We start from the raw sequence: 23169 nt of genomic DNA on the forward strand, positions 1-23169 counted from the left end.
TGTGCACCTTCTGGCTTTATGAGTTTCCATAGGTATGACCATGTCCCAAGACCGTCGCTACAGCTTCGAGTTCTTCCCGACCAAGACCGATGCTGGGCATGAAAAACTGATGGCAACTGCCAAGCAGTTGGCCAGCTACCACCCCGATTTCTTCTCCTGCACCTACGGTGCCGGTGGCTCCACCCGCGATCGCACGATCAACACCGTGCTGCAGCTGGAAAGCCAAGTCAAAGTACCTGCAGCTCCGCATTTGTCCTGCGTGGGCGACAGCAAGGCCGACCTGCGCAGCCTGCTGACCCAGTACAAGCAAGCCGGCATCAAGCGCATCGTCGCCCTGCGCGGTGACCTGCCCTCCGGCATGGGCATGGCCAGCGGCGAGCTGCGCTACGCCAATGACCTGGTGAGCTTCATTCGCGAAGAAACCGGCGATCACTTCCACATCGAAGTGGCCGCTTATCCGGAGATGCACCCCCAGGCGCGCAATTTCGAAGACGATCTGCAGAATTTCGTGCGCAAGGCCAACGCCGGCGCCAACAGCGCGATCACCCAGTACTTCTTCAACGCAGAGAGCTACTTCTACTTCGTTGAGCGTGTACAAGCGATGGGCGTGAACATCCCGATCGTGCCGGGCATCATGCCGATCACCAACTACAGCAAACTGGCGCGCTTCTCTGACGCCTGCGGCGCGGAAATCCCACGCTGGATTCGTAAACAACTGGAAGCCTACGGCGACGACGTCAAGAGCATCCAGGCGTTCGGCGAACAGGTCATCAGCGAAATGTGTGAACAATTGTTGCAAGGTGGCGCGCCAGGGTTGCACTTCTATACCCTGAACCAGGCTGAGCCAAGCCTCGCTGTCTGGAACAACCTGAAGCTGCCACGCTAAGGTCTGTTCCGAAATGCAAAGGCCCTCATAATGAGGGCCTTTGCCGTTCTAAACGCCCACGGAATTCTGCAGTCCATGAATACATCCGCCCCGACGTCCCGCCCGCAACTGGTCTACCTGGTGTTCGGCGCAGAGACTTACCATCAGGAAGCGGTATTCAGCATCGCCAGCGCCCTGTCGTTCCTGCGGGACGAGCCGGACACAGGCATCGACATCCAGGTCTTCACCGACAACCCCGAGCCCTACCGCCTGCTGCCGGTACGGGTACGCCCGCTGGACGAAGCCACGCGCAAACGCTGGAGCGAGCCTCACGGCTACCACTTTCGCACCAAGCACGTAGTGCTGCGGCAAGTGTTGCAAGAATCCGAAGTGGCGCTGCTGATCGACACCGATACGTTTTTCCACCATTCGCCCCTGGCGCTGTTTGAACGCGTGCAGCCGGGCACCCTGCTGTGCAACGCCTTCTACACCAAATACGGCGACAACCACGAAAGCATTCTGTACAGCGCCCTGTACCAGCGCCTGCTGGACATGGGCGTGGCCGACGATGACATGATGACCCTCAATTCGGGGGTCATGGGCCTGACGCAGCGGGACGCGCACATCCTCGACCGCTCGATCGAGTTGATGGACGAACTGTTTCCCCATGCCCAGGGCGCCTACACCCTGGAAGAGTTCTGCCTGTCCATTGCCGCCTATCGCACCCTCAACGTGCGCGAATGCCCGGACCTGATCCACCATTACTGGAGCCGCAAGCAGCTGTTCCGGGCCAAGGTCAAGGCGTGGATCGCCAAGCATGGGGCAAACCCCACCAGCGCCACGGCCCTGGATGACACGCGCCAGGTTTCCGCCCACCTGCCCCGCCCGCCTCGTCTGCAACGCTTGATGTACAAGCTGATCACCCTGGCACTGCCCAAGCACCAACAGCAGTTCATCCGGGAAATCCTCTACGGCTGCTATGAACATGAAAACGAGTTCGACCAGGCGTGTGGCCCGGTTTGGTGGGACAAGGCCCGACAAAACCAGGAAGAGCGCCAGGGCCGACCGGTGGATGCCCATCTGCTGGAGCACTGGTTTGGCAATCCCGTGGTGCGGCTGATTCTCGGCGAGCGGCGCGAGGCGATCTACGAACACCTGATCAAATCTCCGGGCAAGTAACCCTGGCGGGCGCCCGCAGATCACTGTGCCAGAGCTTCTCTTTAGCCCGATACAGTCGTAATCTCAGGGTATGCCTGTCACTTTCCGGTTATTGACTGCTGTTCTTTTCGCTTGCCTGAGCCTCGGTGCCCATGGCGAGAAACTGCGCATTGTCACCGAGCCCTGGGCGCCTTACGTCTACGACGACAACGGCACCATGCGCGGGCTCGACTACGAGACCACGGTGATCGTGTTCCAGCGCCTGGGCATCGATGTGGATTGGCAATTCCTGCCTTGGAAGCGCTGCCTGGCGATGCTCGACCAGGGCCAGGCCGACGGCGCACTGGATATTTTCCATAGCCATGAACGCGACGCGGTGCTGCTGTACCCCAGCGAGCCGCTGTCCGAGGTGGAGTTCGTGCTGTTCTACGCCAATCAGCGCCCACACCCGTTCCAGACCTTCGACGACCTGCGCGGCCTGACCATCGGCACCTCGCCAGGCTACCTCTATGGCGCCGAATTCAGCGAGTCCACCCTCTTCAAGCAGGAGCCGGCCGCCAGCCATGAGGCCAACTTCGGCAAACTGGCCCTTGGCCGGATCGACCTGGTGATCACGGACCGTCGGGTTGGCCAGCATGTACTCAAGGCCCTTGGACTTGAGGACCAGGTCACCCAGGCACCCCAGGTAGTCAGCAGCCAGCCACAGTTCCTGGCCGTGCGCCGCGGGGCGGGCATGGATTTGCTGGTGCAACGCTTCGCCGCCGAACTCAAACGCTTCAAGCAAGAGCCTGCCTACGCGGCCTTGAGCGCCAAATATGCAGGCAGCAGCCCGCAAACCAGCGCATCAGCCCTGCCCGTACGCACCGTTGAGCAGCAGGAAAGCAGCGCAGAGTGATTGCTCTGTTATACTCCGGCCTTTCCGCCAGGCTTACGCCCGGACGCTTCGGTCTTGCAAAAGGCACCCGACCCCGCTACAGCGCAGCTTTCAAGCCCGCGCGAGCCGTCTGAGTGCCCGCCAGCCCCAGCAGGACCGGACGGGATTGCGTTCATCTAAACGCCATTCACGCCAGGCAAGACTATCCCTCTGGGCCAAGCCCTAACTAAAACAGGATTACTCATGTCCTTTGCTTCCCTCGGTCTCTCCGAGGCTTTAGTCCGCGCCATCGAGGCAGCGGGCTATACCGAGCCTACTCCGGTGCAACAGCGGGCCATTCCCGCCGTGTTGCAAGGCCGCGACCTGATGGTTGCGGCTCAGACAGGTACTGGTAAAACCGGCGGCTTCGCCCTTCCGATCCTGGAGCGGTTGTTCCCCAACGGTCACCCGGACAAATCCCAGCGTCATGGCCCGCGCCAACCGCGCGTACTGGTCCTGACCCCTACCCGCGAACTCGCCGCCCAAGTGCATGACAGCTTCAAGCTGTATGCCCGCGACTTGAAGTTCGTCAGCGCCTGCATCTTCGGCGGCGTCGGCATGAACCCACAGGTTCAGGCCATGTCCCGCGGTGTCGACGTACTGGTTGCATGCCCGGGTCGCTTGCTCGACCTGTGCGGCCAAGGCAGCGTCGATTTGTCCCACGTGGAAATCCTCGTGCTGGACGAAGCCGACCGCATGCTCGACATGGGCTTTGTCCATGACGTGAAAAAGGTCCTCGCGCGCCTGCCGGCCAAACGCCAGAACCTGCTGTTCTCGGCCACGTTCTCCAACGACATCACCGCGTTGGCGGGCAAGTTGTTGCACAACCCCGAGCGCATTGAAGTCACGCCGCCGAACACCACCGTCGAGCGTATCGAGCAGCGCGTATTCCGCCTGCCGGCCGCTCACAAGCGTTCGCTGCTGGCCCACCTGATCACCGCCGGCGCGTGGGAACAGGTGCTGGTGTTCACCCGCACCAAGCACGGCGCCAACCGCCTGGCCGAGTACCTGGACAAGCACGGCCTCACCGCCGTCGCGATCCACGGCAACAAGAGCCAGAATGCCCGCACCAAAGCCCTGGCCGACTTCAAGGCCGGTGAAGTGCGCATCCTGGTCGCCACCGACATCGCCGCTCGCGGCCTGGACATCGACCAACTGCCCCACGTGGTCAACTTCGAGCTGCCAAACGTCGATGAAGACTACGTGCACCGTATCGGCCGTACTGGCCGGGCCGGTCGTTCGGGCGAGGCCATTTCCCTGGTCGCACCGGACGAAGAAAAGCTGCTGAAAAGCATCGAGCGCATGACCAAGCAGAAAATCGCCGACGGCGACCTGATGGGCTTCGACTCCAGCGCCGTTGAGGCCGAGAAGCCTGAAGTGCGCGAGCGTCCGGACGTGCGCAACCCGCGCAACAACCCACGCGGTCCGAAGGGCGATGGCCCGAACGGCGGCGGCGGCGGTGGCGGTCGTAAAGACAAGGGCAAGGACAAGGGCGGCAAGGACAAGGCTGCGACCAATGGCCGTGGCGAACGCCCGGCCCGTGAGCAAAAGCCCCGTGAAGGCACCCCGGCCCGCGAACAGCGCCAGCCGAGCCAGCCGCCACGTGCTGCTGCCGACCGTGCTCCGGACGAGTTCCTGGACGACGACGTGGACAACTTCGGTAACCGCGTTGACTACGTGCCCCAGGCCAAGCCGGCCCAGGGCCGTGGTCGCCGTCCGGGCGCTCCGGCCCAGGGCGCAGGCGCCGGTACTCCGCGTACCGGCGGGCAGCCACAAGGTCGCCAGAACGGTCCGCGCAGCAGCAACGGCGCCACCACCGGCACCCCGCCTGCCAAGCGCAGCGGCCCGCGCAACGGTGCACCGCGTGACGGCCAGGCCCGTCGCGAAGAGTCGCGCAACCGTCGCCCGGCCCGTGATGATCAACCTCGCCTGTCGGAGCCAGCGGTGCAAAACCCGCGCGGCGGCCCGGCACCGAAGATCATCCACAAAGAGTCGAAAAGCGATCGCACGCTGACACCTGAGCAGTTGGATCAACTGCCGGGCCGTCCACGTGGTGAAAAACCGGCGTTGCTGACCCGCAACCGCTGAGTTTTCAAAGCGCCATAAAAAATGCCCCGGATCGCGAGATCCGGGGCATTTTTGTGTGGCCGGCGAAAATTACTTCGCTTTCACACCTTCAAACGTCACGTACAGCTCAACGTTGTTGGACGCTGGACCCAGGTCCATCTGCTTGCCGAAGTCCTGGCGATTGAAGGAGGTAGTACCTTCAAAGCCGGCACGGTAGCCGCCCCATGGATCCTTGCCTTCACCCAGGAAGGTCGCCTTGACGACGATCGGCTTGGTCACGCCGTGAAAGGTCAGGTCGCCGGTCACGTCAGCAGTGACTTGGCCAGCGGCATTCTTGCCAGTGGTCTTGACGCTGGTGGAGACGAACTTGGCATCGGCAAACTTGCCAACGTCCAGGAAGTCTTTGCTGGCGATGTGCTTGTCACGTTCGGCGTGGTTGGTGAACACGCTGGCGGTGCGGACGTTGAACTCAATCTTGCTGTCTTCAGGCTTGGCAGCATCGAAGCTGAACTTGCCGTCCAGGTCCTTGAAGGTACCGGTGATGAAGCTGTAGCCCAAGTGGCTGATCTTGAAGTCAACGAAGGCGTGCTGGCCTTCCTTGTCGACAACGTAGTCAGCTGCCATCGCCTGACCGGCAGTCAGCAGGGCAGAACCGATGGCCAGAGCGGCGAGAGTCTTTTTCAACATGCTTTCTATTCCTTGTGAGTCGAGGTTGAACATCAGGCTTTGCGCCCCAGCATACGAACCAGGGTCACATCACGATCAATGAAATGGTGTTTCAGCGCGGCCACGCCATGCAGGCCGGCGAACACCACCAATACCCAGGCCAGGTACAAATGCACCACGCCTGCAGTGTCTGCCTGGTCCGGTAGCCCGGAAACCAGCGCAGGAATCTCAAACAAGCCAAACACCGGGATCCCGACACCGTCTGCGGTGGAAATCAGGTAACCGGCAATCATCACGGCAAACAGCCCGAGATACAGGAACGCGTGGCCAAACGCAGCCCCCAGACGCGTCATGCGGCTATAGCTGGCAAGCGGTGGCGGCGGCGGGCTGACCAGGCGCCAGACGATCCGCACGAGCATGATGGCGAACAGCGTAATGCCGATGCTCTTGTGCAGGTCCGGGGCGTCTTTGCGCCAGGCACTGTAGTAGTCGAGACCGACCATCCACAGGCCCAATGCGAACAGACCGAACACCACCAGGGCCACGCCCCAGTGCAAAACGATGCTGACCCAGCCATAGCGGGCCGGTGAATTACGTAGTTGCATGTCCCAAATCCCGTAAGAGCTGTGGCAAGACTATCGATTTACCTATCGAATTAAAGCGGAAAATTTCGCTTTGAAATATCGAGAAATACGATCAAGAGCGTATGCAGAGTAAGTTAACAAGAGATTAAGGACTATCCAGAAGAAACGTGACGGACTGTCCTGCGTTTACCACCAATTTACGCTTCAGACTCGCAATGGGTTGTGACACAGGCCGGCATTGCATAGGCTTGCGCGATTGTTTCGCCCGCGCACGTCGCGAGCCGCTTCGAGGAGAATAAACATGGGTTTGAATAACCAGTGGATGCAACGCGACCTTGCGGTGCTGTGGCATCCCTGCACCCAGATGAAAGACCACCAGCAACTGCCGCTGATCCCAATCAAGCGCGGTGAAGGCATCTGGCTGGAAGACTTCGAAGGCAAACGCTACCTCGACGCCGTCAGTTCCTGGTGGGTCAACGTGTTTGGCCACGCCAACCCGCGTATCAACCAGCGCATCAAGGACCAGGTCGACCAGCTGGAACACGTGATCCTCGCCGGTTTCAGCCACCAGCCGGTGATCGAGCTGTCCGAGCGCCTGGTGAAGATGACCCCCGAAGGCCTGACCCGCTGCTTCTACGCCGACAACGGCTCGTCGTGCATCGAAGTCGCGCTGAAGATGAGCTTTCACTATTGGCTCAACCGCGGCCTGCCGAACAAAAAGCGCTTTGTCACCCTGACCAACAGCTACCACGGCGAAACCATCGCCGCGATGTCGGTGGGCGATGTGCCGCTGTTCACCGAGACCTATAAAGCCCTGCTGCTGGACACCATCAAGGTGCCGAGCCCCGACTGCTACCTGCGCCCCGACGGCATGAGCTGGGAAGAACATTCCCGGAACATGTTCCTGGCCATGGAGCAGACCCTGGCCGAAAACCACGACACCGTGGCCGCCGTGATCGTCGAGCCGCTGATCCAGGGCGCCGGCGGCATGCGCATGTACCACCCGGTGTACCTCAAGCTGCTGCGCGAAGCCTGCGACCGTTATGGCGTGCACCTGATCCACGACGAAATCGCCGTGGGCTTTGGCCGCACCGGTACGATGTTCGCCTGTGAACAGGCCGGCATCCGCCCGGACTTCCTGTGCCTGTCCAAGGCCCTGACCGGCGGCTACCTGCCGCTCGCCGCCGTAGTCACAACCGACGATGTGTACGACGCCTTCTACGACGACTACCCGACCCTGCGCGCCTTCCTGCACTCCCACAGCTACACCGGCAACCCGCTGGCCTGTGCGGCGGCCCTGGCGACCCTGGATATCTTCGAAGAAGACAACGTCATCGAAAACAACAAGGCCCTGGCCCAGCGCATGGCCACCGCCACCGCGCACCTGGTGGACCATCCGCACGTCTCGGAAGTGCGCCAGACCGGCATGGTGCTGGCCATCGAGATGGTGCAGGACAAGGCCACCAAGACCGCCTACCCGTGGCAGGAACGCCGTGGCCTGAAGGTGTTCGAGCATGCGCTGGAGCGAGGCGCTCTGCTGCGTCCGTTGGGCAGCGTGGTGTACTTCCTGCCGCCGTATGTGATCACCCCGGAGCAGATCGACTTCCTGGCTGAAGTGGCCAGCGAAGGGATTGATATCGCCACCAACAGCAAGGTCAGCGTGGCGGTGCCCAAGGATTTCCACCCGGGGTTTCGTGATCCGGGCTGATTGAGTTGATCGTTCCCACGCTCCGCGTGGGAATGCAGCCATGGACGCTCCGCGTCCGCCCTGCACACTATTTCCAGAGAACAGAAATGAGACTGTCCCGCTTTTTTGTCGACGCCCCCCTGAGCCTTGGCGACCACGAGTTGCCGGAAGCCCAGGCGCACTACATCAGCCGCGTATTGCGCATGAGCGAAGGCGACCCCGTGCAGTTGTTCGACGGTTCCGGACAGGAGTTTCGCGCCAGCTTGCTGGAAGTCGGCAAAAAACGCGTGGTGGTGCAAGTCACCGAAACCTTCGCCGGGCAGGTCGAGTCGCGGTTGCAGATTCACCTCGGCCAGGGCCTGTCCCGTGGCGAGCGGATGGACTGGGCGATCCAGAAAGCCACCGAGCTTGGGGTGAATGAAATCACCCCGATCTTCAGCGACCGCTGCGAAGTGCGCCTCAAGGACGAACGCGCCGACAAACGCCTGCAGCACTGGCGCCAGGTGGCGATCAGCGCGTGCGAGCAGTGCGGTCGCTCGCGAGTGCCGGTGATTCACCCACCGCTGTTGCTGGCGGATTGGTTGAAACAGGCCGAAGCGGATTTGAAGCTGGTGCTGCACCCGGTGGCCGAGCCCCTGGTGAGCCACGCCAAGCCTGGGAGCCTGGCCTTCCTGATCGGGCCGGAGGGTGGATTGACTGATGGCGAAGTCGAAACGGCACAAGGTGCGGGGTTTCATGCCGCACGGTTGGGCCCACGGGTGCTGCGTACCGAAACTGCGCCAGTCGTGGCGCTGGCGGTGGCTCAACAACTCTGGGGCGACTTCTAAACCCGTTTTGCAAACCCAATCAAATGTGGGAGCGGGCTTGCTCGCGAATGCGGTGGATCAGTCACACATGTATTGACTGGCACTCCGCTTTCGCGAGCAAGCCCGCTCCCACATTTGGATCGGGTTTGCACTCCGCTACTCCACTGGGTCACTCACAGGCGTCGCAATAATCGCCTTCAACTCACTGGTCATCGGGAATTCCAGGTTCAAGCCCTTGGGCGGGATCGGCTGCTCAAACCAGCGCTGGTAAATCCCGTTGATCTCCCCCGAGCTGTACAGCCCGGCCAGGGTCTCGTTGACCACCGCGAGAAACTGCGGGTCGTCCTTGCGCACCATGCAGCTGTAGATTTCCCGCGACTGTTCTTCCCCGACCACCACCCACTTGTGCGGGTCCCTGGCCTTGGCGCGCTCGCCGTAGAGCAACGCGTCATCCATGTAGAACGCCGCCGCCCGGCCGGATTGCAGCATCTGGAAGGCTTCGCCGTGGTCCTTGGCGCTGATCACCGACATGTTCAGTTTGTGATCGACGTTGTAGCTCTTGAGGAACCGCTCGTTGGTAGTACCGGCGGTGGTTACCACGTTCTTGCCTTGCAGGTCGGCGAAGCTTTTGATGCCGCTGTCGTTGGCGGTCAGCAACTGGCCCTTCACGTAGATAAACCCGTAGGAAAACGCCACCTGCTTCTGCCGCTCGGCGGTCACGCCGGTGGAACCGCATTCCAGGTCCACGGTGCCGTTTTGCACCAGGGCTATGCGGGTCTGGGAAGTCACCAGGTTGTACTTCACGTTGAGCTTCGGCACACCGGTTTTCTGCTGGATACGCTCGACGATCTTGTTCGCCAGCTCCACCGAATAGCCCATGGGCTTGCCGCTGTGATCCCCCACATAGGAAAACGGCACCGAGGCATCGCGGTAGCCGAGGGTGATGCTCCTGGCATTGGCGATCTTGCTCAGCGTGCCGTCCAAGGGGGCTTCGGTTGCCTGGGTCTGTGCACTCAATATCAGGGCCAGGAAGAGTATGGGGCTGCTGCGCAGCCCGACGGGGGACGAGCCCCCTCGCCACAGTTTTTGCATTGTTATTCTCCGTTTTTGTTTTAGTTATGGACGGCGCACGGCAATGACGCTGATTTCGACCAGCACGTCCGGTCGTGCCAACTGCGCCTGCAACGTGGTACGCGTCGGTGCCTGCCCCGGCGATAGCCAGGCGGACCAGACTTCATTCATCGGCGCAAAACCCTCCTGGATATTGTTCAGGTAGATGGTCGCATTCAGCAGATGATCCTTGTCGCTGCCGGCCTCGGCCAGCAGCGCATCAATCCTGGCCAGCACCTGTTCGGTCTGGGTCTTCACATCGCGGCCTTCGCCCGGCACCTGGCCGGACAAAAACACCAGGTCCTGAAACACCACGGCGCCAGACAAGCGGCTGTTGCTGTTGATTCGGGTGATGGTCATCGAAATATCCTCAAGCGGCTCGGGGCGCGAAGCCCTGCATATCAATGGAAGTGGTGTGCCGGCCAATCAACTCGGCCAGTACCTGGCCGCTGCCGCAAGCCAGGGTAAACCCGAGGGCGCCGTGGCCGAGGTTAAGCCACAGGTTGCTGTAGGCGCTGGCACCAATCAACGGCACGCCGGTCGGCGTGGCCGGGCGCATACCGGCCCATTCGACCGCGTGCTGGTAGTCACCGGCCAGCGGGAACGTCTCAAGTGCCTGACGTTTAATCAGCGCCAGGCGCTTGGGTTCCAGGCGGGTGTCGAAGCCGACAATATCCACCATCGCCGCCACCCGCAGTTGCTCACCGATGCGCGCGTAGACGATCTTGCGGTCGTAATCGGTGATGCTGATGTTCGGCGCCTGATGCTGCGCGCCAATCGGCACGCTCAGGCTGTAACCCTTGAGGGGATACAGCGGCAGTGACATACCCGGCAAGGCCAGCTCGGGGCTGCGGTGCCCGGCGGCCAGCACCAGGTGCTGCACCGGCAAGACTTCACTGCCCATTTCGATAGCCTGCACGGCGCCTGCGCTGTGACGAATCGCCGTCACCTTGCGCCCCAACAGGAACGTGCAACGCCCCGACGCTTCAAGGCGCGCCGCCAGTTGCTGGCAGAACCCATGGCAGTCGCCGACCTCTTCATTGGGCGTATAGATGCCGCCGGCAAAACTGGCGCTGTCCAGGGTCGGTTCCAGCCGTGCGCAGTCCGCCGCCGAGAGCACTTGCTGTTGCAGCGGGTCGGTCACTTTATTCAAGGCGCGTTCATAGCTGTCGAGGCTGCGAAAGGTCACCAGCTTGCCGTTGCGCCGCCAGTGGAAACCGCCCAGTTGGTCTTCTTCACGCCAGCGTTGCAGGGTGCCCTGGCTCAAGGACGCCAGGCGCAGCAGGTGGGCCGCATTGCGCTGGTTCACCGAGCCACGGCAGGCGCCCAGGAACGAGGCCATCCAGCGCCACTGCGCCGGGTCCATGCGCGGGCGCAGCTTCAGCGGCGAGTCACCGCGCAGCATCCAGCCGATGGCTTGCAACGGCACACCCTTGTCGGCCAGCGGTGCGACATAGCGGTAGGACAACTGCCCGCCGTTGGCGAAGCTGGTCTCGCTGCCCAGGGTGTCCCGGGCTTCGACCACCGTCACCTGCATGCCGGCACGCACCAGCGCGTAGGCACTCGCCAGGCCGATAACCCCGCCACCGATGATGCAAACCTGCTGAGCCATGTGCGTCCCTTAACCGTGCGATGTCAGGCTTGAAGGTTAGAGGCAGGTGACAGCGGCGGGACAATGAATAAAGATGGGTCACCCATAAACAAAGGTTATGGACTGCCCATGCGCTTGCGTCATATCGAAATCTTCCAGGCCATCCGCCAGACCGGTTCCATCAGCGCCGCCGCCCAGTTGCTGCATGTCTCGCAGCCGGCGGTGAGCAAGGTGCTGCAGCACGCCGAGTTGCAGTTGGGGTTCCCGCTGTTCCTGCGTATACGCGGCAAGCTGCAGCCAACCCCGGAAGCGCTGGCGCTGGAGCGCGAAGTCGACAAGGTGACCGAAAGCCTGCAAGGCGTGCGGCGCCTGGCGCAGAACCTGCGCCGCGAGCCGGGCCAGAGCCTGCGTATCGGCGCCACACCCGCGCTGGCCTTGTCGTTGCTGCCGCCGGCCATCCGCGAATGGACCCAACGCTACCCGGACATCGCCTGCGAGCTGTCCAGCGCCCACAGCCGCGAGCTGGTGCAAAACCTGTTGATGCGTGAGGTCGACGTGGCGCTGACCCTGCAACCGCCCGATCACCCAGGGCTGAACGCCCAGCCGTTGGCCCACGGCGTGCTGGTGGCGCTGGCGCCGCAGGGTTACTGGAAGGAAAACGAGCTGGGCAAACCGTTGCCGCTGATGGCCCTGGCGGGCGCGCCGTTGATTGGCCTGTCCAGCGCCGACCCGTTGTCGGCGAAGCTGGACAGCTACCTGGAAGCGGTCGACCCGCCGCCACGGGTCAGCATCGCGGTGCAGACCTATTCCCTGGCCAGGGCCATGGTCGAATCCGGCGCCGGGCTGGCGGTGATTGATCCGTTCACCGCCCTCGGCGCGTCGCCGGCCACCACCTGCATTCGCCCGCTGGCACCGCCGCTGCCAATCACCTTGTACACCCTGACCCGCGCCGACGAACCGCCGCCGCATATGCTGGCGAGCCTGTTGGAGATCTTCGGCAGCCGGGCCCAGGAGCAATTGGACCGGCTATAACACGTACCCCATGATCGCCACGAAATGCAGCAGGCTGCCGCCGATCACGAACAAATGCCAGATCCCGTGGGAGTGCCGCAAGCGGTCCTCCAGGGCAAAGAAAATAATGCCCACGGTGTACAGCACCCCGCCCGACGCCAGCCAGGCAAACCCGGTAGGCCCCAGCGCAGCAATCAGCGGCTTGACCGCCACCAGCACGATCCAGCCCATCACGGCGTAGATCACGATCGACAGGATCCGCGCCTCGGAGCGTGGCTTGATCTCCTGCAGGATGCCGATCACCGCCAGCCCCCACACAATCCCGAACAGCGTCCAGCCCCACGGCCCGCGCAACGTCACCAGGCAAAACGGCGTGTAACTGCCGGCAATCAGCAGGTAGATCGAAAAGTGATCGACCTTCTGCATGATCGCTTTCTTGCGCCCGCGCACGCTGTGGTAAACGGTGGACGCGCTGTACAACACCAGCAATGTGAAACCGTAGATCGCTACGCTGACAATCTTCCAGGGGCTGCCGTCCATACCGGCCACCACCAACATCCATACCGCACCCACAAAAGCCGCAACCGCCCCGAGCAAGTGGCTCCAGGCGTTGAATCGTTCCCCGTGATACATGTGTCACTCACCTCGAATAACGGTTATCACCTCGACCATTCTGACGTCACCCACCCAATATCAGGTAACAACCTTTCTTCATTTGCCCAAATACACATGCCGATGGATGATTCGCTTCATCCTGTGGGAGCTGGCTTGCCGGCGATAGCGGTGTATCAGCAGCAGATGCATGTCTGACCCACCGCTATCGCAGGCAAGCCAGCTCCTACATAAAAGCCCCTCATCGGTAACGCCCATGCCCGACCTCGAACCTGCCCAGCCCCACCCGAGTCTGTGGCAATTGTTTTACAACTTCGCCATGGTCGGCCTGTTCGGCTTTGGCGGCGTGATGCCCTGGGCGCGGCAGATGATGGTCGACCGCCGGCAGTGGGTCAGCGAACAAGGCTTCAACGAGTTGCTGACCACCGGCCAATTCTTCCCCGGGCCGAATATCGCCAACGTCGGCATCATCTACGGTCGGCGCCTGCACGGTTTGCCGGGTGCGGTTGTGACCGTGGTCGGCTTGTATCTGTTCCCCTCGCTGATCACCGTGCTGGCCGGCTTCGCCTATGCCAAATGGTGGAGCCATGACGTGGTGCAGCAGATCTTCGGCGCGGTGATGCCGATCGCCACCGGGCTGATGCTCGGCACCACCTTGCGCCTGCTCAAGGCCATGCCGCGGACCCTGGCCAACTACAGCGCGTTCGTCCTGACCTTCGTATTGATGGCGGTGCTGGTGCTGCCGTTGTGGATGGTCCTGCTGATCTGCATTCCCAGCTCGTTGGCCTTGAGCTTCATGGGCAAGCAGAAGGTGGCTGGCTGATGCAGAGCGTGCTGTTTCACCTGATGATCCAATGCGCGCTGTGGTCGCTGATGGCGATTGGCGGCAACACCGTGGCCCTGAGCGATATCCACCGCTACACCGTCACCGACATGAACTGGATCACCGACGCCCAGTTCGTCGCCTTCTTCGCCCTGTCCCAGGCATTGCCCGGGCCCAATGGCATGTTCCTGGTATTTATCGGCCAGCAAGCCGCCGGGTTGCCCGGCGCCCTGGTGGCCCTGACCGCCAAGCTGGTGCCCTGCTCGGTGCTCACCTACTTCGGCGCCGGCTGGCTGGAAAAACACACCAAGACCCCGTGGGTGCAGCGGGTCAAAGGCAGCCTGCTGCCGATCTCCATCGGGCTGATCCTGGCCGCCAGCTACATCCTGATGAACAGCCTGGAAAACAACGCCACCAGCCTGGTACTGACCCTGGCCAGCGCTGCCGTGGTGTATTACACAAGGCTCAACGCAATCTGGCTGATCATCCTCGGCGTGGTGTTGGGCCTGTGCAGCGCATGGCTGGGAGTGAACTGGTTTTAGGGGCACAATCGACGGCATTCGAACAAGAGTCACGCCCATGCTGATCGACGAAGAGTTCACCCTCAAGAAGCTGGAAATCTTCCTGGCGTTCATGCGCACCGGCAACCTGGCGCGGGCGGCGGCTGAATTGCAGACCAGCAACGTCAGCGTGCACCGGGCGATCCACTCCCTGGAAAACGCCCTGCGCTGCCCGCTGTTCAAGCACGAAGGGCGCAACCTCACGCCGCTGGAAAGCGCCTATGTGCTGGAAGAGCGCGCGCAGAAGCTGGTGCAGGATGTGGTCGACAGCGTGCGGGTCACCCGCGAAGCCGCCGGTTTCTCCGCCGAGCGCTTCAAGCTGGGCTCGCTGTATTCGCTGACGGTGAAGACCGTGCCGCAGTTGATCATGGGGCTGAAGATTCGCCGTAGCGAGCTGAATATCGACCTGATCCTCGGGTCGAATTTCGACCTGCTGTACAAGCTGAAGAACATGGAAGTCGACGCGATCCTGATCTCCCTCGACGAGCACGCCAACGATCCGGACTGCGAGCAGATCGCGCTGTTTTCCGACGACATCTTCCTCGCCACCCCGGCCGATTCACCCTTCGACCGCGAACAGGAAATCGACCTGGCGGACGTGCGCGACGCCACCTTCATCACCCTCACCCAAGGCTTCGCCACCCATCAGGATGGCAACCGCGTATTCAAGCAGGCAGGGTTCGAGCCGAAGGTGGCGATGCAGGTCAACGACATCTTCACCCTGCTGAGCATGGTCAGCTCGGGGGTGGGTTATGCGCTGCTGCCGGGGCGGATTGCGGCGGTATATGAGAACCGGGTGAAGCTGATTCCCCTGCAACCGCGCTACCGTTTGCAGCAGCACATTGGCGTGGTGTTTCTGAAAGCCAAGGAGCGCGACCCGAACCTGCTCGCGCTGTTGGCGGAGTGCCGGATGTATGCGAACCGCCAAACCTGACAATGATCCCCTGTGGCGAGGGAGCTTGCTCCCGCTCGGCTGCGCAGCAGTCGTAAAATCAGCGCCCGCGTTGTTTCAGGAAGAATGCATTGGGACCGCTTCGCGCTCCAGCGGGAGCAAGCTCCCTCGCCACAAAAGCGGTCGACACATCTCGGGTCAGCCGACGATCCCGCGCACGATGAAGTACAGCACCGACGGCCCCAGCAAACACCCAAGCCCGGTGTGAAAGGTGGCGGTCAGTGCGCCATACGGCACCAACCGCCGGTCCGTCGCCGCCAGGCCTGCCGTCACGCCGCTCACCGTACCAGCCAGGCCGCCAAACACCATCGCCGAGCGCGGGTTATCCAGGCCCATCCAGCGTGCCGCCATGGGCGTGCCCACCATCACCAGGATCGCCTTGATCAACCCAGTCGCAATGGACAGCGCCACCACATCCGAGCTTGCCCCCAACGCCGCCCCGGTCACCGGCCCGACGATGTAAGTCACCGCGCCCGCACCGATGGTGGTCATGCTGATCGCATCGCGATAACCAAACGCCCAGGCGATACTCGCGCCCACAATAAACGGCAGCACCGTCCCCAACAGCAAGGCAATCGCACCAATCAAGCCGGCCTTGCGCGCCTCGGTGGCCTGTACTTCAAACGCCGTGGCCACGATGGCAAAGTCCCGCAGCATGGCGCCGCCCATCAAGCCGATCCCGGAAAACAGCGCCACATCCGCCAGGCCTTTCTGCCCGCCGGTCAAAGTACCGCCCACCCAGGCCAGCACCAGCCCGATCACAATCGCGATGGCTGAGCCGTGGATGCGTCCGAAGGTCAGGCGCTTGGACAGCACCACCGAAATCCACATCACCACGCCAACAAATGCAAAGGCGGTGACCAAGCCGTTATTTGCCAGGCCTTTCTCGATGAGTTCCCACATATCAGCGACCTCCCGCGACAGGTGCAGCCGCAATCAGCGGCTCTTCATCGGGCAGCGGTTCGCCCTTGTGCGTGCGGCTGATCAAGGCAATCGTGCAACCGCACACCACCACCGAACCAATCGCCGCCAGCACCGCCACCGGGCCGCCGTGCAGCGCGGTCACCACGTTCTGTTGCGCCGCCATCGCCACCACTACCGGGATGTACATGGCACCCCAGAAGCCGACACCCATCTCGCATTCCTTGGTCATGCCGCCGTGTTTGTGCATCCACAACCGTGCGCAGATCAGCAGGATCATCGCGATCCCCACCCCGCCCACGTTGGATTTGACTCCCAGCAACACGCCGAGCATGTCGCCCAGAATCACGCCGGCCAACATGCAGATCGCCAGCAACGCCACACCGTAAATAATCATGATGGTTGTCCTCAAAGTGCTTCATCGAAATTGTTGTTTTTGTGCTTCGAAAGCCTTGGGCGGCAATGCCGATCCGATAAAGATGAATACCGTACCTGTGGCGAGGGAGCTTGCTCCCGCTGGGCTGCGTAGCGGCCCTGAAATCCTCGGAGCGCTGCGCACTCCAACGGGAGCACGCTCCCTCGCCACAGGTCATTGGTGACCCGCTCTATCTCTTGACCGACCAGCATCAGCCTTGGTGGAGCTCTATCGGTGATGGTTTCCCTCCTCTCGCAGCAAGGCCTGCAAGGTGTCCAGGCGGGCGCCTTCGAAGGCGATGACGGTGCCTTGCTCGAACACCCGGCGCGCAAGGCCTGTAAGCACGGCACCGGGAGGCAGTTCGATATGCAGGCGCACACCGCGCTCGAAGGCGCTTTGCACGGTGCCGCGCCAGTCGACGATGCGGCACATGTTGAAGGCGAGGTCGTCGCGCAGGTGTTCGGTGTTGTGGATCGGCCGGGCGCGGGTGCTGCTCAGGTAGGTGATGCTCGGCGGTTTCAGTGTCACTTGGGCGAATGCTTCGGCCAGGGCCTCGGCGGGTTTTTCCAGCAGTACGCAATGAGACGGCACGCTGACGGCCAGGCGTTTGGCGACGCCGTTGCCGCGCACCAGATTGGCGACCGCCTTCATGGCCTCATCGCTGCCGGCGATGACCGTCTGGTTGTCGGCATTGATATTGGCCAGGTAAACCGGGGTTTGCGGGCTGTGGACCTGAGCAAGCAAGGCTTCGACGGTGGACAGGTCCGGGCCGATAAGGGCGGTCATGCCGTAGCCGTGGGGATACGCGTGTTGCATCAATTCGCCGCGCAGGCTGACGAGTTTCAACGCGTCGGCAAAGTCCAGCGAGCCGGCGATCACGGCGGCCGGATAGGCACCAATGGACAGGCCGGCGACGTAATCGGGGGTGTGTTCCAGCAAACGCGCACTGGCGACACCGGCAATCAACAGGCAGAGCTGCACGGCACGGGTCGAGGCCAGCGCTTCGGCAGAATCCAGGGTAAGCACATCCTCATTGAGGGCAGCACTGGCTTCGTCCAGCACCGCACGCGGCAGTTGCTGGAGCATGCCGGGACGCTGGGCGCCCTGCCCCGGGAATGCCAGGAGGCTACTCATGCCACGGCCTGCCAAGGATCGAGCACCAACTGCGCGCCGCTGGCGTTCTTCAGCAGCACGCGACGCGAACCACCGGCCCATTCACGCAACGCGACCGCGCCAAACGGCGTTTGCAGTTGCAGGTCCACGGCGCACACCGCCGTATCCAGTATCGCCAGCAGGTCCTCTGCATCGCTGCGATCAAGGCGCTCGGGCGTGCGCAGAATCAAATCCAGATCGCTCTTGGCATGCAGCGCTTCGACGCCGCTGGCCAACTCGAAACCCGCACTGCCGGTGACGCCCCAACTCTCTCCCGCCAGCACCGGTCGCAACTGAGCGAGGGCCTGCAACGCCGGCAAATCCCTTGGCGAGATCACACCGCGCAGGTCTTCCGGCACCACGCGCCGCTGCACCGCCGCCATCGGCATCACGGCGGCGAAGCGCTGCTCGCGCAAGCGCCCGCGTACCCCCACCGCTACCTGGCCCGGCGACGCGACGGCACGCCGCACCACCACCGGATGCCCAGCGGCCAATGCTTCCAGCACCCAGGCCGGCGCATCAGCGGGCGCATGCGCCGGGGTCATGCCCCAGAGCAAGTCGTGAGCGTTCACCATTGCTCCCGCAGCAGTTGGCGCACGTGGCTGGAGGCAGCGCGATTGGTGGCGCCCAGGCGACCGCTCAGGTCCCGACCGCCGGCCTGCACATCCTTGATCGCCTGCACCAGGCACTCGCTGACCCGCGCCACATCTTCGCTGGTGGGCTGCTCGATCTGGCTGACCGACAAGGTCTCCCAGAGCAAGCCGAGGCTGGCATAGCTGTCGATGTCATAGGCCATCGGCGGCACGCTGGCGGCCAGGGTTTCCAGCTCTTCAACACTGCGCAGGGTTACCCGCGCCGCCGAAGCCTTGCCCATGGCATGCACCATCACGCCGGGGTCGCGCAGGGCAATCAGGCGGTTGGCCTGGTAACCATGGGCGAGGAAGGCGCCGGACATCGCCTTGCCCACCAGCAGCGCGATCACCGGGTGACCGGCCAGGCGGGCACGGGCGTAGCTGTCGGCAGCGGCGGCCAATGCCTGGTGAATGCCCAACGCCTCTTCGCGACGACCGTAGGCCTGGCTCGGCACATCCACGATGGCAATCAGCGGACGCTTGTCGCCGGTGTTGATCGCCTCATCAACCGCCTTGGCCAAGCCCCAGCCTTCCAGCAAACCGACTTCACCGTTGCGAGCGCGAGGGAAGCGGTTTTGCGGGTCGGTGACCACCGCGATAAAGCGCACTGGCTGATCACCGAGCACACCGTCGGCAACTTTCAGCGAGTTCGGCAAACCGCTCACTGGCGCTGCGTCGCCGCTCAATGCGTTGAACCACTGCAAACCTCTCATGAGTGTTCTCCCTGATACAGATCGCGAACCGTCGCCGGGTCGATTTGCGGTTCGGCGTTGAGTGCGGCCAGGCGTTCCAGATAGTGATCAACCTGACGGCTGCGCTGGTTTTCCGGCAAGCCTTGTTGCAGCAGCTCAGTGATCTGCTGCTGAATCTGCACCACGTCGTCGGCCACATACCGGTCGGCCAAGCCACTGTTGAAACGCTGCTCACCGCCGGTCAGGCTCCAGATGAAGGGCCGGTCACGGGAGTCGTATTCTTCAAGGCCGGCTTCCTGCTCGATCACCTGCGGGCCGTTCAGGCCAAGGCGCGCCTCACGGGTCACCAGCAGATAACTGCACAAGCCTGCCGCGATGGACATGCCGCCAAAACAACCGACGCTGCCCGCCACCACGCCGATCACCGGCTGGTACTGGCGCAGGTCGACAATCGCCGCATGGATATCGGCGATGGCAGCCAAGCCCAGGTTGGCTTCCTGCAAGCGCACGCCGCCGGTTTCCAGCAGCAGGATGGCGCGCGTCGGGATGCCGTTGCGGTTGTCTTCAGCAGCCAACTCCAGTGCTCCGGCCATCTTTGCGCCGCCGACTTCACCGAGACTGCCGCCCTGGAAATTGCCTTCGATGGCCGCGATGACCACCGGCAAGCCGGCGATGCTGCCCTTGGCGATCACCACGCCGTCATCTGCCTGCGGCACCACGCCCTGGCGGCTCAGCCACGGCGACATGACGCGCTGGAACGGGTCGATCAGTTCGCGATAGCTGCCCGCGTCGAGCAAGGCCTTGGCCCGTTGCCGGGCGCCGAGTTCGACGAAGCTGTGTTTGTTGAGCAAGTCAGTCATGACCGATCTCCTCGAAGCCTTGCTCCAGGCGCAAGCGCACCACGCCGGGTGTGGCGCCAAAGTCGTGGATATCGATGTTCAATGCAGGGGGCGTCTGCTCCTGGAAGATCCGTTCAAACAGGTGCTGCCAACGTAGCTGCGCACCATTGACCGAGGTTTGCACCTGAATCGTCAGGGTGCCGGCGGTGCCCGGTTCCAGCAGCACTTCGAGGTCGCCGGAGCCGACGCAACCTACCAGCGCGCGGCCCTTTGCGGGCTGCCCGGCGGGGAATTCAAAGGATAAGGTTTCCATCACAGCGCTCCGTCGAGGCGGTCGATAAACAGGCAGGCGGCCAACAGGTCGGCGGCGCCACCGGGGGAGGCATTCAGCGCCAGCAGTTGCTGGTCCAGCTCATGCAGTTGGCGGCGGCCGGCGAGGCTTGCGCTGCCGCCGGCGTCCAGTACGGCTTGGGCGCCCTGCTGCATGGCCTGCAAGCCTTCAGGACCGGCGCGGTAGAGCACGCAGGTGTCGGCCAGGTCGGTCATGATCGCCAGCAAGGCGTCGAGGCGCGCGTTCTGTTCGCCGTGTTGCTGCAGGCGGCTTTTCTTCAGTTGGGGCAGGCCGCGTTGCAGCACCGACGGGAAGCCCAGTTGCGCCTCTTCGCGGGCACCGCGTGCGCCGTAGCGTTGTGCGACCTGGGCGCCGTGGCTCAGCGGTTGCGGTGCGTAACGGTCGTTGAGCAAGGCCAGGCGGGCGGCGCGCAACGTCACCGCGCTGGCAGTGCAGGATTCGGGTTGCAGTGCGGCGGCGGCGACTAACAGGCCGAGGGCCCAGATCGCGCCGCGATGGGTATTAACGCCGCTGGTGGTGACGAGCATCGCCTGCTCACCTTCGCGACCGATGCGCCCGAGGGCTTCACGCAGGGGCAAACCGACTTCGCCAAATTCGACAGCGGCCTCGGCCATTTCCTTGAACGCCGGCCACAGCGACAGCGCCGAGGCGTGCATCAAGCCGAGGTGCAAATCGGTATGGGCGCCGTTGCCGCGACGGTCTACCAGGGCGGGTTTCGGCGACAGGTCTGCCTCATCGATCAACGCGTCGACGGCCATGTCGGCCAGGCGTTCGGCCAGCGTCAGGTCGTGCAGTTTGAGTGCGTGCATTTACCAGCTCCTGAACTTGGCGGGCGGGTTGTACAAGCCACCGGACCACTCCACCAGATCGGCCACGCTCTTGGCGGCCAGCAGCTCGCGGGTGGCATCGGTGCGGCGGATGCCGAGGTCTTCGGGCAGCGCAATCAAGCCCTCGCGACGCATGCGTGCGGTGTCCTTGGGGTTGTGGCGCAAGCCGATGGCGGTCACCCCGGCCACGGCGGCGATCATCGCCTGGCGCTCTTCCATGGAACGGGCCTTGTACAGGTAGGCGATGCCTTCTTCGGTGAGCAGGTGCGTGACGTCGTCGCCGTAGATCATGATCGGCGCCAGGGGCATGCCGCTTTTGCGGGCGACTTCCACCGCGTCGAGGGTTTCGACAAAGGTGGGTTTGCCGCCTTCCTGGAAGGTCTCGACCATCTGCACCACGAGCTTTTTGCCGCGTTCGAGCAAGGCCTCGGGAGCGTCGTCGTGGCGCATGTCGAGCCAGGCGGGTGTGCCGTGGCGGCGACCCCGTGGGTCATGGCCCATGTTCGGCGCACCACCAAAACCGGCGAGGCGGCCACGGGTGACGGTGGAGGAATGCCCGTCCCCATCGACCTGTAAGGTGGCGCCGATAAACAGGTCCACCGCGTATTGGCCGGCCAGTTGGCAGAACATCCGGTTGGAACGCAGCGAGCCGTCGCGGCCGGTGAAGAACACATCCGGGCGAGCGGCGATGTAGTTTTCCATGCCCAGTTCGGTGCCGAAGCAATGCACGCTTTCCACCCAGCCGCTTTCGATAGCCGGGATCAAAGTCGGGTGTGGATTGAGCGTCCAGTTGCGGCAGATCTTGCCCTTCAGGCCCAGGGATTCACCGTAGGTTGGCAGGATCAATTCAATGGCGGCGGTGTTGAAACCGATACCGTGGTTCAGGGACTGAACGTTGTGTTTTTCGTAGATGCCACGGATCGCCATCATCGCCATCAACACATGCACCGGCTTGATGTGGCGTGGGTCGCGGGTGAACAGCGGTTCGATGTAGAAGGGCTTGTCAGCGACCACCACGAAATCGACCCAGCTCGCGGGGATGTCGACGCGCGGCAGGTCGGTGACGTCATCCACCAGTTGGTTGACCTGGACGATGACGATGCCATCGCTGAAGGCGGCCGGCTCGATCAGCGCGGGTGTGTCTTCGGTGCTCGGGCCGGTGTAGATATTGCCGGCGCGGTCGGCCATGAAGCCGGCCGACAGGATCACGTTGGGGATCAGGTCCACCACCAGCCGCGCGTAGAGTTCGATGTAGGTATGAATCGCGCCAATTTCCAGCAGGCCGTCTTCCAGCAATTGGCTGATGCGCAGGGACTGGGTGCCGGCGAAGGAGAAATCCAGCTTGCGGGCGATGCCCTTTTCAAACAGGTCCAGGTGCTCGGAGCGGCCGACGCTGGGCATGATCATGTGCAGGTCGTGGAGCTTGGCTGGGTCGGCCTTGGCCAGGGAGCGCGAGAGGAAATCGGCCTGCTTCTGGTTGTTGCCCTCCAGCACCACGCGGTCGCCGGGGAGGATCAGGGCTTCCAGGGCTTCGACAATGCGCTCGCTGGGGAGCACGGCGCCATCGGCGAAGGATCGCACCAATGCGAGGCGGCGCTGCTTCTCATCGCGCCGCCGCGTCCAGCGCGAGTCGGGGGAAGTTGTTGTTGTCATGGTCGCTCCACGGGATTTGCTGTCGTGGGCTGTACCTTAGGAGGGTATTGGGGGGGTATCAATCAAGCTGGGCGGTGAACCGTTACGATTGGAGTAATGGTTCATTAGCAAACGCTGAGGCTCGGGCTCAACACAGTTCAAATGTGGGAGCGGGCTTGCTCGCGAATGCGGTGGGTCAGTTGATAAATCGGGTACTGACACACCGCATTCGCGAGCAAGCCCGCTCCCACATTTGCTCAGCGCTGTTCGGGAGAACGTGCGCAGAAGTCCCAAAATGGGAA

25 protein-coding genes are annotated in these 23169 nt (G+C 62.8%); 10 read left to right on the forward strand and 15 right to left on the reverse strand.

Going from position 1 to position 23169, the window contains the following annotated elements; genetic code table 11:
- Positions 1-40 precede the first annotated feature (40 nt).
- The 4 genes from metF (at position 41) to A462_RS20185 (ending at position 5024) form a co-directional block, all read left to right on the forward strand.
- Positions 41-886 (forward strand): methylenetetrahydrofolate reductase [NAD(P)H], encoded by an 846-nt coding sequence (gene metF, locus A462_RS20200; RefSeq protein ID WP_008434100.1) that lies wholly within the window; start codon positions 41-43, stop codon positions 884-886.
- Between the two features lie 75 nt (positions 887-961).
- Entirely contained in the window at positions 962-2044 is a 1083-nt protein-coding gene (locus A462_RS20195) for a hypothetical protein (RefSeq protein WP_008434102.1), read from the forward strand.
- A gap of 70 nt (positions 2045-2114) precedes the next feature.
- Positions 2115-2918: a substrate-binding periplasmic protein gene (locus A462_RS20190; protein WP_023659310.1), complete on the forward strand. Its 804-nt coding sequence runs from the start codon at positions 2115-2117 to the stop codon at positions 2916-2918.
- 222 nt (positions 2919-3140) lie between these two features.
- On the forward strand, positions 3141-5024 hold the full coding sequence (locus A462_RS20185) for a DEAD/DEAH box helicase (protein ID WP_003216846.1): 1884 nt from the start codon (positions 3141-3143) through the stop codon (positions 5022-5024).
- A gap of 69 nt (positions 5025-5093) precedes the next feature.
- Here A462_RS20185 and A462_RS20180 read toward each other — a convergent pair whose 3' ends face one another.
- Complete coding sequence (locus tag A462_RS20180; protein WP_003216844.1) at positions 5094-5690, reverse strand: YceI family protein; 597 nt, start codon at positions 5688-5690, stop codon at positions 5094-5096.
- A gap of 32 nt (positions 5691-5722) precedes the next feature.
- Complete coding sequence (locus tag A462_RS20175) at positions 5723-6274, reverse strand: cytochrome b (protein ID WP_003216842.1); 552 nt, start codon at positions 6272-6274, stop codon at positions 5723-5725.
- Positions 6275-6554: 280 nt separating this feature from the next.
- Between A462_RS20175 and A462_RS20170 the strand changes: the two genes are divergently transcribed.
- Positions 6555-7961 (forward strand): adenosylmethionine--8-amino-7-oxononanoate transaminase, encoded by a 1407-nt coding sequence (locus A462_RS20170; protein ID WP_003216840.1) that lies wholly within the window; start codon positions 6555-6557, stop codon positions 7959-7961.
- Between the two features lie 86 nt (positions 7962-8047).
- Positions 8048-8767 (forward strand): 16S rRNA (uracil(1498)-N(3))-methyltransferase, encoded by a 720-nt coding sequence (locus A462_RS20165; RefSeq protein ID WP_003216838.1) that lies wholly within the window; start codon positions 8048-8050, stop codon positions 8765-8767.
- A gap of 135 nt (positions 8768-8902) precedes the next feature.
- Here the strand turns inward: A462_RS20165 and A462_RS20160 are convergent, their stop codons facing one another.
- Genes A462_RS20160 through A462_RS20150 form a run of 3 tightly spaced genes read right to left on the reverse strand, consistent with a single transcriptional unit; the run spans position 8903 to position 11468 of the window.
- The gene (locus A462_RS20160; RefSeq protein WP_008434107.1) at positions 8903-9838 is read right to left on the reverse strand and encodes a transporter substrate-binding domain-containing protein; all 936 of its coding nucleotides are present in this window, start codon (positions 9836-9838) and stop codon (positions 8903-8905) included.
- A 24-nt stretch (positions 9839-9862) separates the two neighbouring features.
- Positions 9863-10216, reverse strand: coding sequence for a RidA family protein (locus A462_RS20155; protein WP_008434109.1), 354 nt, complete (start codon positions 10214-10216; stop codon positions 9863-9865).
- A 10-nt stretch (positions 10217-10226) separates the two neighbouring features.
- Positions 10227-11468, reverse strand: a complete 1242-nt coding sequence (locus tag A462_RS20150) for a D-amino acid dehydrogenase (RefSeq protein ID WP_008434112.1) — start codon at positions 11466-11468, stop codon at positions 10227-10229.
- Between the two features lie 108 nt (positions 11469-11576).
- On the opposite strand from A462_RS20150, the gene A462_RS20145 reads away from it, so the two are divergent.
- Positions 11577-12479 carry a LysR family transcriptional regulator gene (locus A462_RS20145; protein WP_008434114.1) on the forward strand — a complete coding sequence of 301 codons (903 nt, stop codon included), beginning with the start codon at positions 11577-11579 and terminating at the stop codon, positions 12477-12479.
- Here the strand turns inward: A462_RS20145 and trhA are convergent.
- Positions 12474-13091, reverse strand: coding sequence for a PAQR family membrane homeostasis protein TrhA (gene trhA / locus A462_RS20140; RefSeq protein ID WP_008434116.1), 618 nt, complete (start codon positions 13089-13091; stop codon positions 12474-12476). The two genes, A462_RS20145 and trhA, sit on opposite strands and share 6 nt — an antisense overlap.
- Before the next feature lie 235 nt (positions 13092-13326).
- On the opposite strand from trhA, the gene A462_RS20135 reads away from it, so the two are divergent.
- The 3 genes from A462_RS20135 to A462_RS20125 are packed head-to-tail and all read left to right on the forward strand — an operon-like array spanning position 13327 to position 15387.
- Positions 13327-13893, forward strand: a complete 567-nt coding sequence (locus A462_RS20135; RefSeq protein WP_003216826.1) for a chromate transporter — start codon at positions 13327-13329, stop codon at positions 13891-13893.
- Positions 13893-14435 carry a chromate transporter gene (locus A462_RS20130; RefSeq protein WP_008434119.1) on the forward strand — a complete coding sequence of 181 codons (543 nt, stop codon included), beginning with the start codon at positions 13893-13895 and terminating at the stop codon, positions 14433-14435. Before A462_RS20135 ends, A462_RS20130 begins: the two co-directional genes overlap by 1 nt.
- A gap of 37 nt (positions 14436-14472) precedes the next feature.
- The gene (locus A462_RS20125) at positions 14473-15387 is read left to right on the forward strand and encodes a LysR family transcriptional regulator (RefSeq protein ID WP_003216822.1); all 915 of its coding nucleotides are present in this window, start codon (positions 14473-14475) and stop codon (positions 15385-15387) included.
- 156 nt (positions 15388-15543) lie between these two features.
- On the opposite strand, the gene madM is transcribed toward A462_RS20125, so the two are convergent.
- The 9 genes from madM to mdcA all read right to left on the reverse strand — a co-directional run bounded on the left by madM (position 15544) and on the right by mdcA (position 22888).
- Positions 15544-16308, reverse strand: coding sequence for a malonate transporter subunit MadM (madM, locus tag A462_RS20120; protein WP_003216820.1), 765 nt, complete (start codon positions 16306-16308; stop codon positions 15544-15546).
- Position 16309: 1 nt separating this feature from the next.
- Complete coding sequence (madL, locus tag A462_RS20115) at positions 16310-16723, reverse strand: malonate transporter subunit MadL (RefSeq protein ID WP_003216818.1); 414 nt, start codon at positions 16721-16723, stop codon at positions 16310-16312.
- 246 nt (positions 16724-16969) lie between these two features.
- A complete protein-coding gene (gene mdcH / locus A462_RS20110) occupies positions 16970-17875 on the reverse strand; it encodes a malonate decarboxylase subunit epsilon (protein ID WP_003216814.1) in 906 nt (301 codons plus the stop codon).
- Positions 17872-18468: a malonate decarboxylase holo-ACP synthase gene (locus A462_RS20105; protein ID WP_008434124.1), complete on the reverse strand. Its 597-nt coding sequence runs from the start codon at positions 18466-18468 to the stop codon at positions 17872-17874. The genes mdcH and A462_RS20105 overlap by 4 nt, the downstream gene beginning before the upstream one ends.
- The gene (mdcE, locus tag A462_RS20100) at positions 18462-19238 is read right to left on the reverse strand and encodes a biotin-independent malonate decarboxylase subunit gamma (protein WP_008434125.1); all 777 of its coding nucleotides are present in this window, start codon (positions 19236-19238) and stop codon (positions 18462-18464) included. Before mdcE ends, A462_RS20105 begins: the two co-directional genes overlap by 7 nt.
- Positions 19235-20077 carry a biotin-independent malonate decarboxylase subunit beta gene (locus A462_RS20095; protein WP_008434127.1) on the reverse strand — a complete coding sequence of 281 codons (843 nt, stop codon included), beginning with the start codon at positions 20075-20077 and terminating at the stop codon, positions 19235-19237. The genes mdcE and A462_RS20095 overlap by 4 nt, the downstream gene beginning before the upstream one ends.
- A complete protein-coding gene (locus tag A462_RS20090) occupies positions 20070-20369 on the reverse strand; it encodes a malonate decarboxylase subunit delta (protein WP_003216806.1) in 300 nt (99 codons plus the stop codon). Before A462_RS20090 ends, A462_RS20095 begins: the two co-directional genes overlap by 8 nt.
- Positions 20369-21217, reverse strand: a complete 849-nt coding sequence (locus A462_RS20085) for a triphosphoribosyl-dephospho-CoA synthase (protein WP_008434131.1) — start codon at positions 21215-21217, stop codon at positions 20369-20371. The genes A462_RS20090 and A462_RS20085 overlap by 1 nt, the downstream gene beginning before the upstream one ends.
- Positions 21218-22888, reverse strand: coding sequence for a malonate decarboxylase subunit alpha (mdcA, locus tag A462_RS20080; RefSeq protein WP_032899253.1), 1671 nt, complete (start codon positions 22886-22888; stop codon positions 21218-21220).
- Positions 22889-23169 lie beyond the last annotated feature (281 nt).

The organism is Pseudomonas sp. Ag1 (assembly GCF_000278565.1).
Taxonomy (GTDB): domain Bacteria; phylum Pseudomonadota; class Gammaproteobacteria; order Pseudomonadales; family Pseudomonadaceae; genus Aquipseudomonas.

What these genes read in the sequence shown, in the direction of transcription:
- trhA (WP_008434116.1), bottom strand. Translation starts at nt 13,091, where the DNA reads ATGTATCACGGGGAACGATTCAACGCCTGGAGCCACTTGCTCGGGGCG.
- A462_RS20105 (WP_008434124.1), bottom strand. Translation starts at nt 18,468, where the DNA reads ATGGTGAACGCTCACGACTTGCTCTGGGGCATGACCCCGGCGCATGCG.
- mdcH (WP_003216814.1), bottom strand. Translation starts at nt 17,875, where the DNA reads ATGAGTAGCCTCCTGGCATTCCCGGGGCAGGGCGCCCAGCGTCCCGGC.
- mdcA (WP_032899253.1), bottom strand. Translation starts at nt 22,888, where the DNA reads ATGACAACAACAACTTCCCCCGACTCGCGCTGGACGCGGCGGCGCGAT.
- A462_RS20125 (WP_003216822.1), top strand. Translation starts at nt 14,473, where the DNA reads ATGCTGATCGACGAAGAGTTCACCCTCAAGAAGCTGGAAATCTTCCTG.
- A462_RS20085 (WP_008434131.1), bottom strand. Translation starts at nt 21,217, where the DNA reads ATGCACGCACTCAAACTGCACGACCTGACGCTGGCCGAACGCCTGGCC.
- A462_RS20160 (WP_008434107.1), bottom strand. Translation starts at nt 9,838, where the DNA reads ATGCAAAAACTGTGGCGAGGGGGCTCGTCCCCCGTCGGGCTGCGCAGC.
- madM (WP_003216820.1), bottom strand. Translation starts at nt 16,308, where the DNA reads ATGTGGGAACTCATCGAGAAAGGCCTGGCAAATAACGGCTTGGTCACC.
- metF (WP_008434100.1), top strand. Translation starts at nt 41, where the DNA reads ATGTCCCAAGACCGTCGCTACAGCTTCGAGTTCTTCCCGACCAAGACC.
- A462_RS20180 (WP_003216844.1), bottom strand. Translation starts at nt 5,690, where the DNA reads ATGTTGAAAAAGACTCTCGCCGCTCTGGCCATCGGTTCTGCCCTGCTG.
- A462_RS20175 (WP_003216842.1), bottom strand. Translation starts at nt 6,274, where the DNA reads ATGCAACTACGTAATTCACCGGCCCGCTATGGCTGGGTCAGCATCGTT.
- A462_RS20195 (WP_008434102.1), top strand. Translation starts at nt 962, where the DNA reads ATGAATACATCCGCCCCGACGTCCCGCCCGCAACTGGTCTACCTGGTG.
- A462_RS20170 (WP_003216840.1), top strand. Translation starts at nt 6,555, where the DNA reads ATGGGTTTGAATAACCAGTGGATGCAACGCGACCTTGCGGTGCTGTGG.
- A462_RS20135 (WP_003216826.1), top strand. Translation starts at nt 13,327, where the DNA reads ATGCCCGACCTCGAACCTGCCCAGCCCCACCCGAGTCTGTGGCAATTG.
- mdcE (WP_008434125.1), bottom strand. Translation starts at nt 19,238, where the DNA reads ATGAGAGGTTTGCAGTGGTTCAACGCATTGAGCGGCGACGCAGCGCCA.
- A462_RS20155 (WP_008434109.1), bottom strand. Translation starts at nt 10,216, where the DNA reads ATGACCATCACCCGAATCAACAGCAACAGCCGCTTGTCTGGCGCCGTG.
- madL (WP_003216818.1), bottom strand. Translation starts at nt 16,723, where the DNA reads ATGATTATTTACGGTGTGGCGTTGCTGGCGATCTGCATGTTGGCCGGC.
- A462_RS20150 (WP_008434112.1), bottom strand. Translation starts at nt 11,468, where the DNA reads ATGGCTCAGCAGGTTTGCATCATCGGTGGCGGGGTTATCGGCCTGGCG.
- A462_RS20190 (WP_023659310.1), top strand. Translation starts at nt 2,115, where the DNA reads ATGCCTGTCACTTTCCGGTTATTGACTGCTGTTCTTTTCGCTTGCCTG.
- A462_RS20090 (WP_003216806.1), bottom strand. Translation starts at nt 20,369, where the DNA reads ATGGAAACCTTATCCTTTGAATTCCCCGCCGGGCAGCCCGCAAAGGGC.
- A462_RS20165 (WP_003216838.1), top strand. Translation starts at nt 8,048, where the DNA reads ATGAGACTGTCCCGCTTTTTTGTCGACGCCCCCCTGAGCCTTGGCGAC.
- A462_RS20130 (WP_008434119.1), top strand. Translation starts at nt 13,893, where the DNA reads ATGCAGAGCGTGCTGTTTCACCTGATGATCCAATGCGCGCTGTGGTCG.
- A462_RS20145 (WP_008434114.1), top strand. Translation starts at nt 11,577, where the DNA reads ATGCGCTTGCGTCATATCGAAATCTTCCAGGCCATCCGCCAGACCGGT.
- A462_RS20095 (WP_008434127.1), bottom strand. Translation starts at nt 20,077, where the DNA reads ATGACTGACTTGCTCAACAAACACAGCTTCGTCGAACTCGGCGCCCGG.
- A462_RS20185 (WP_003216846.1), top strand. Translation starts at nt 3,141, where the DNA reads ATGTCCTTTGCTTCCCTCGGTCTCTCCGAGGCTTTAGTCCGCGCCATC.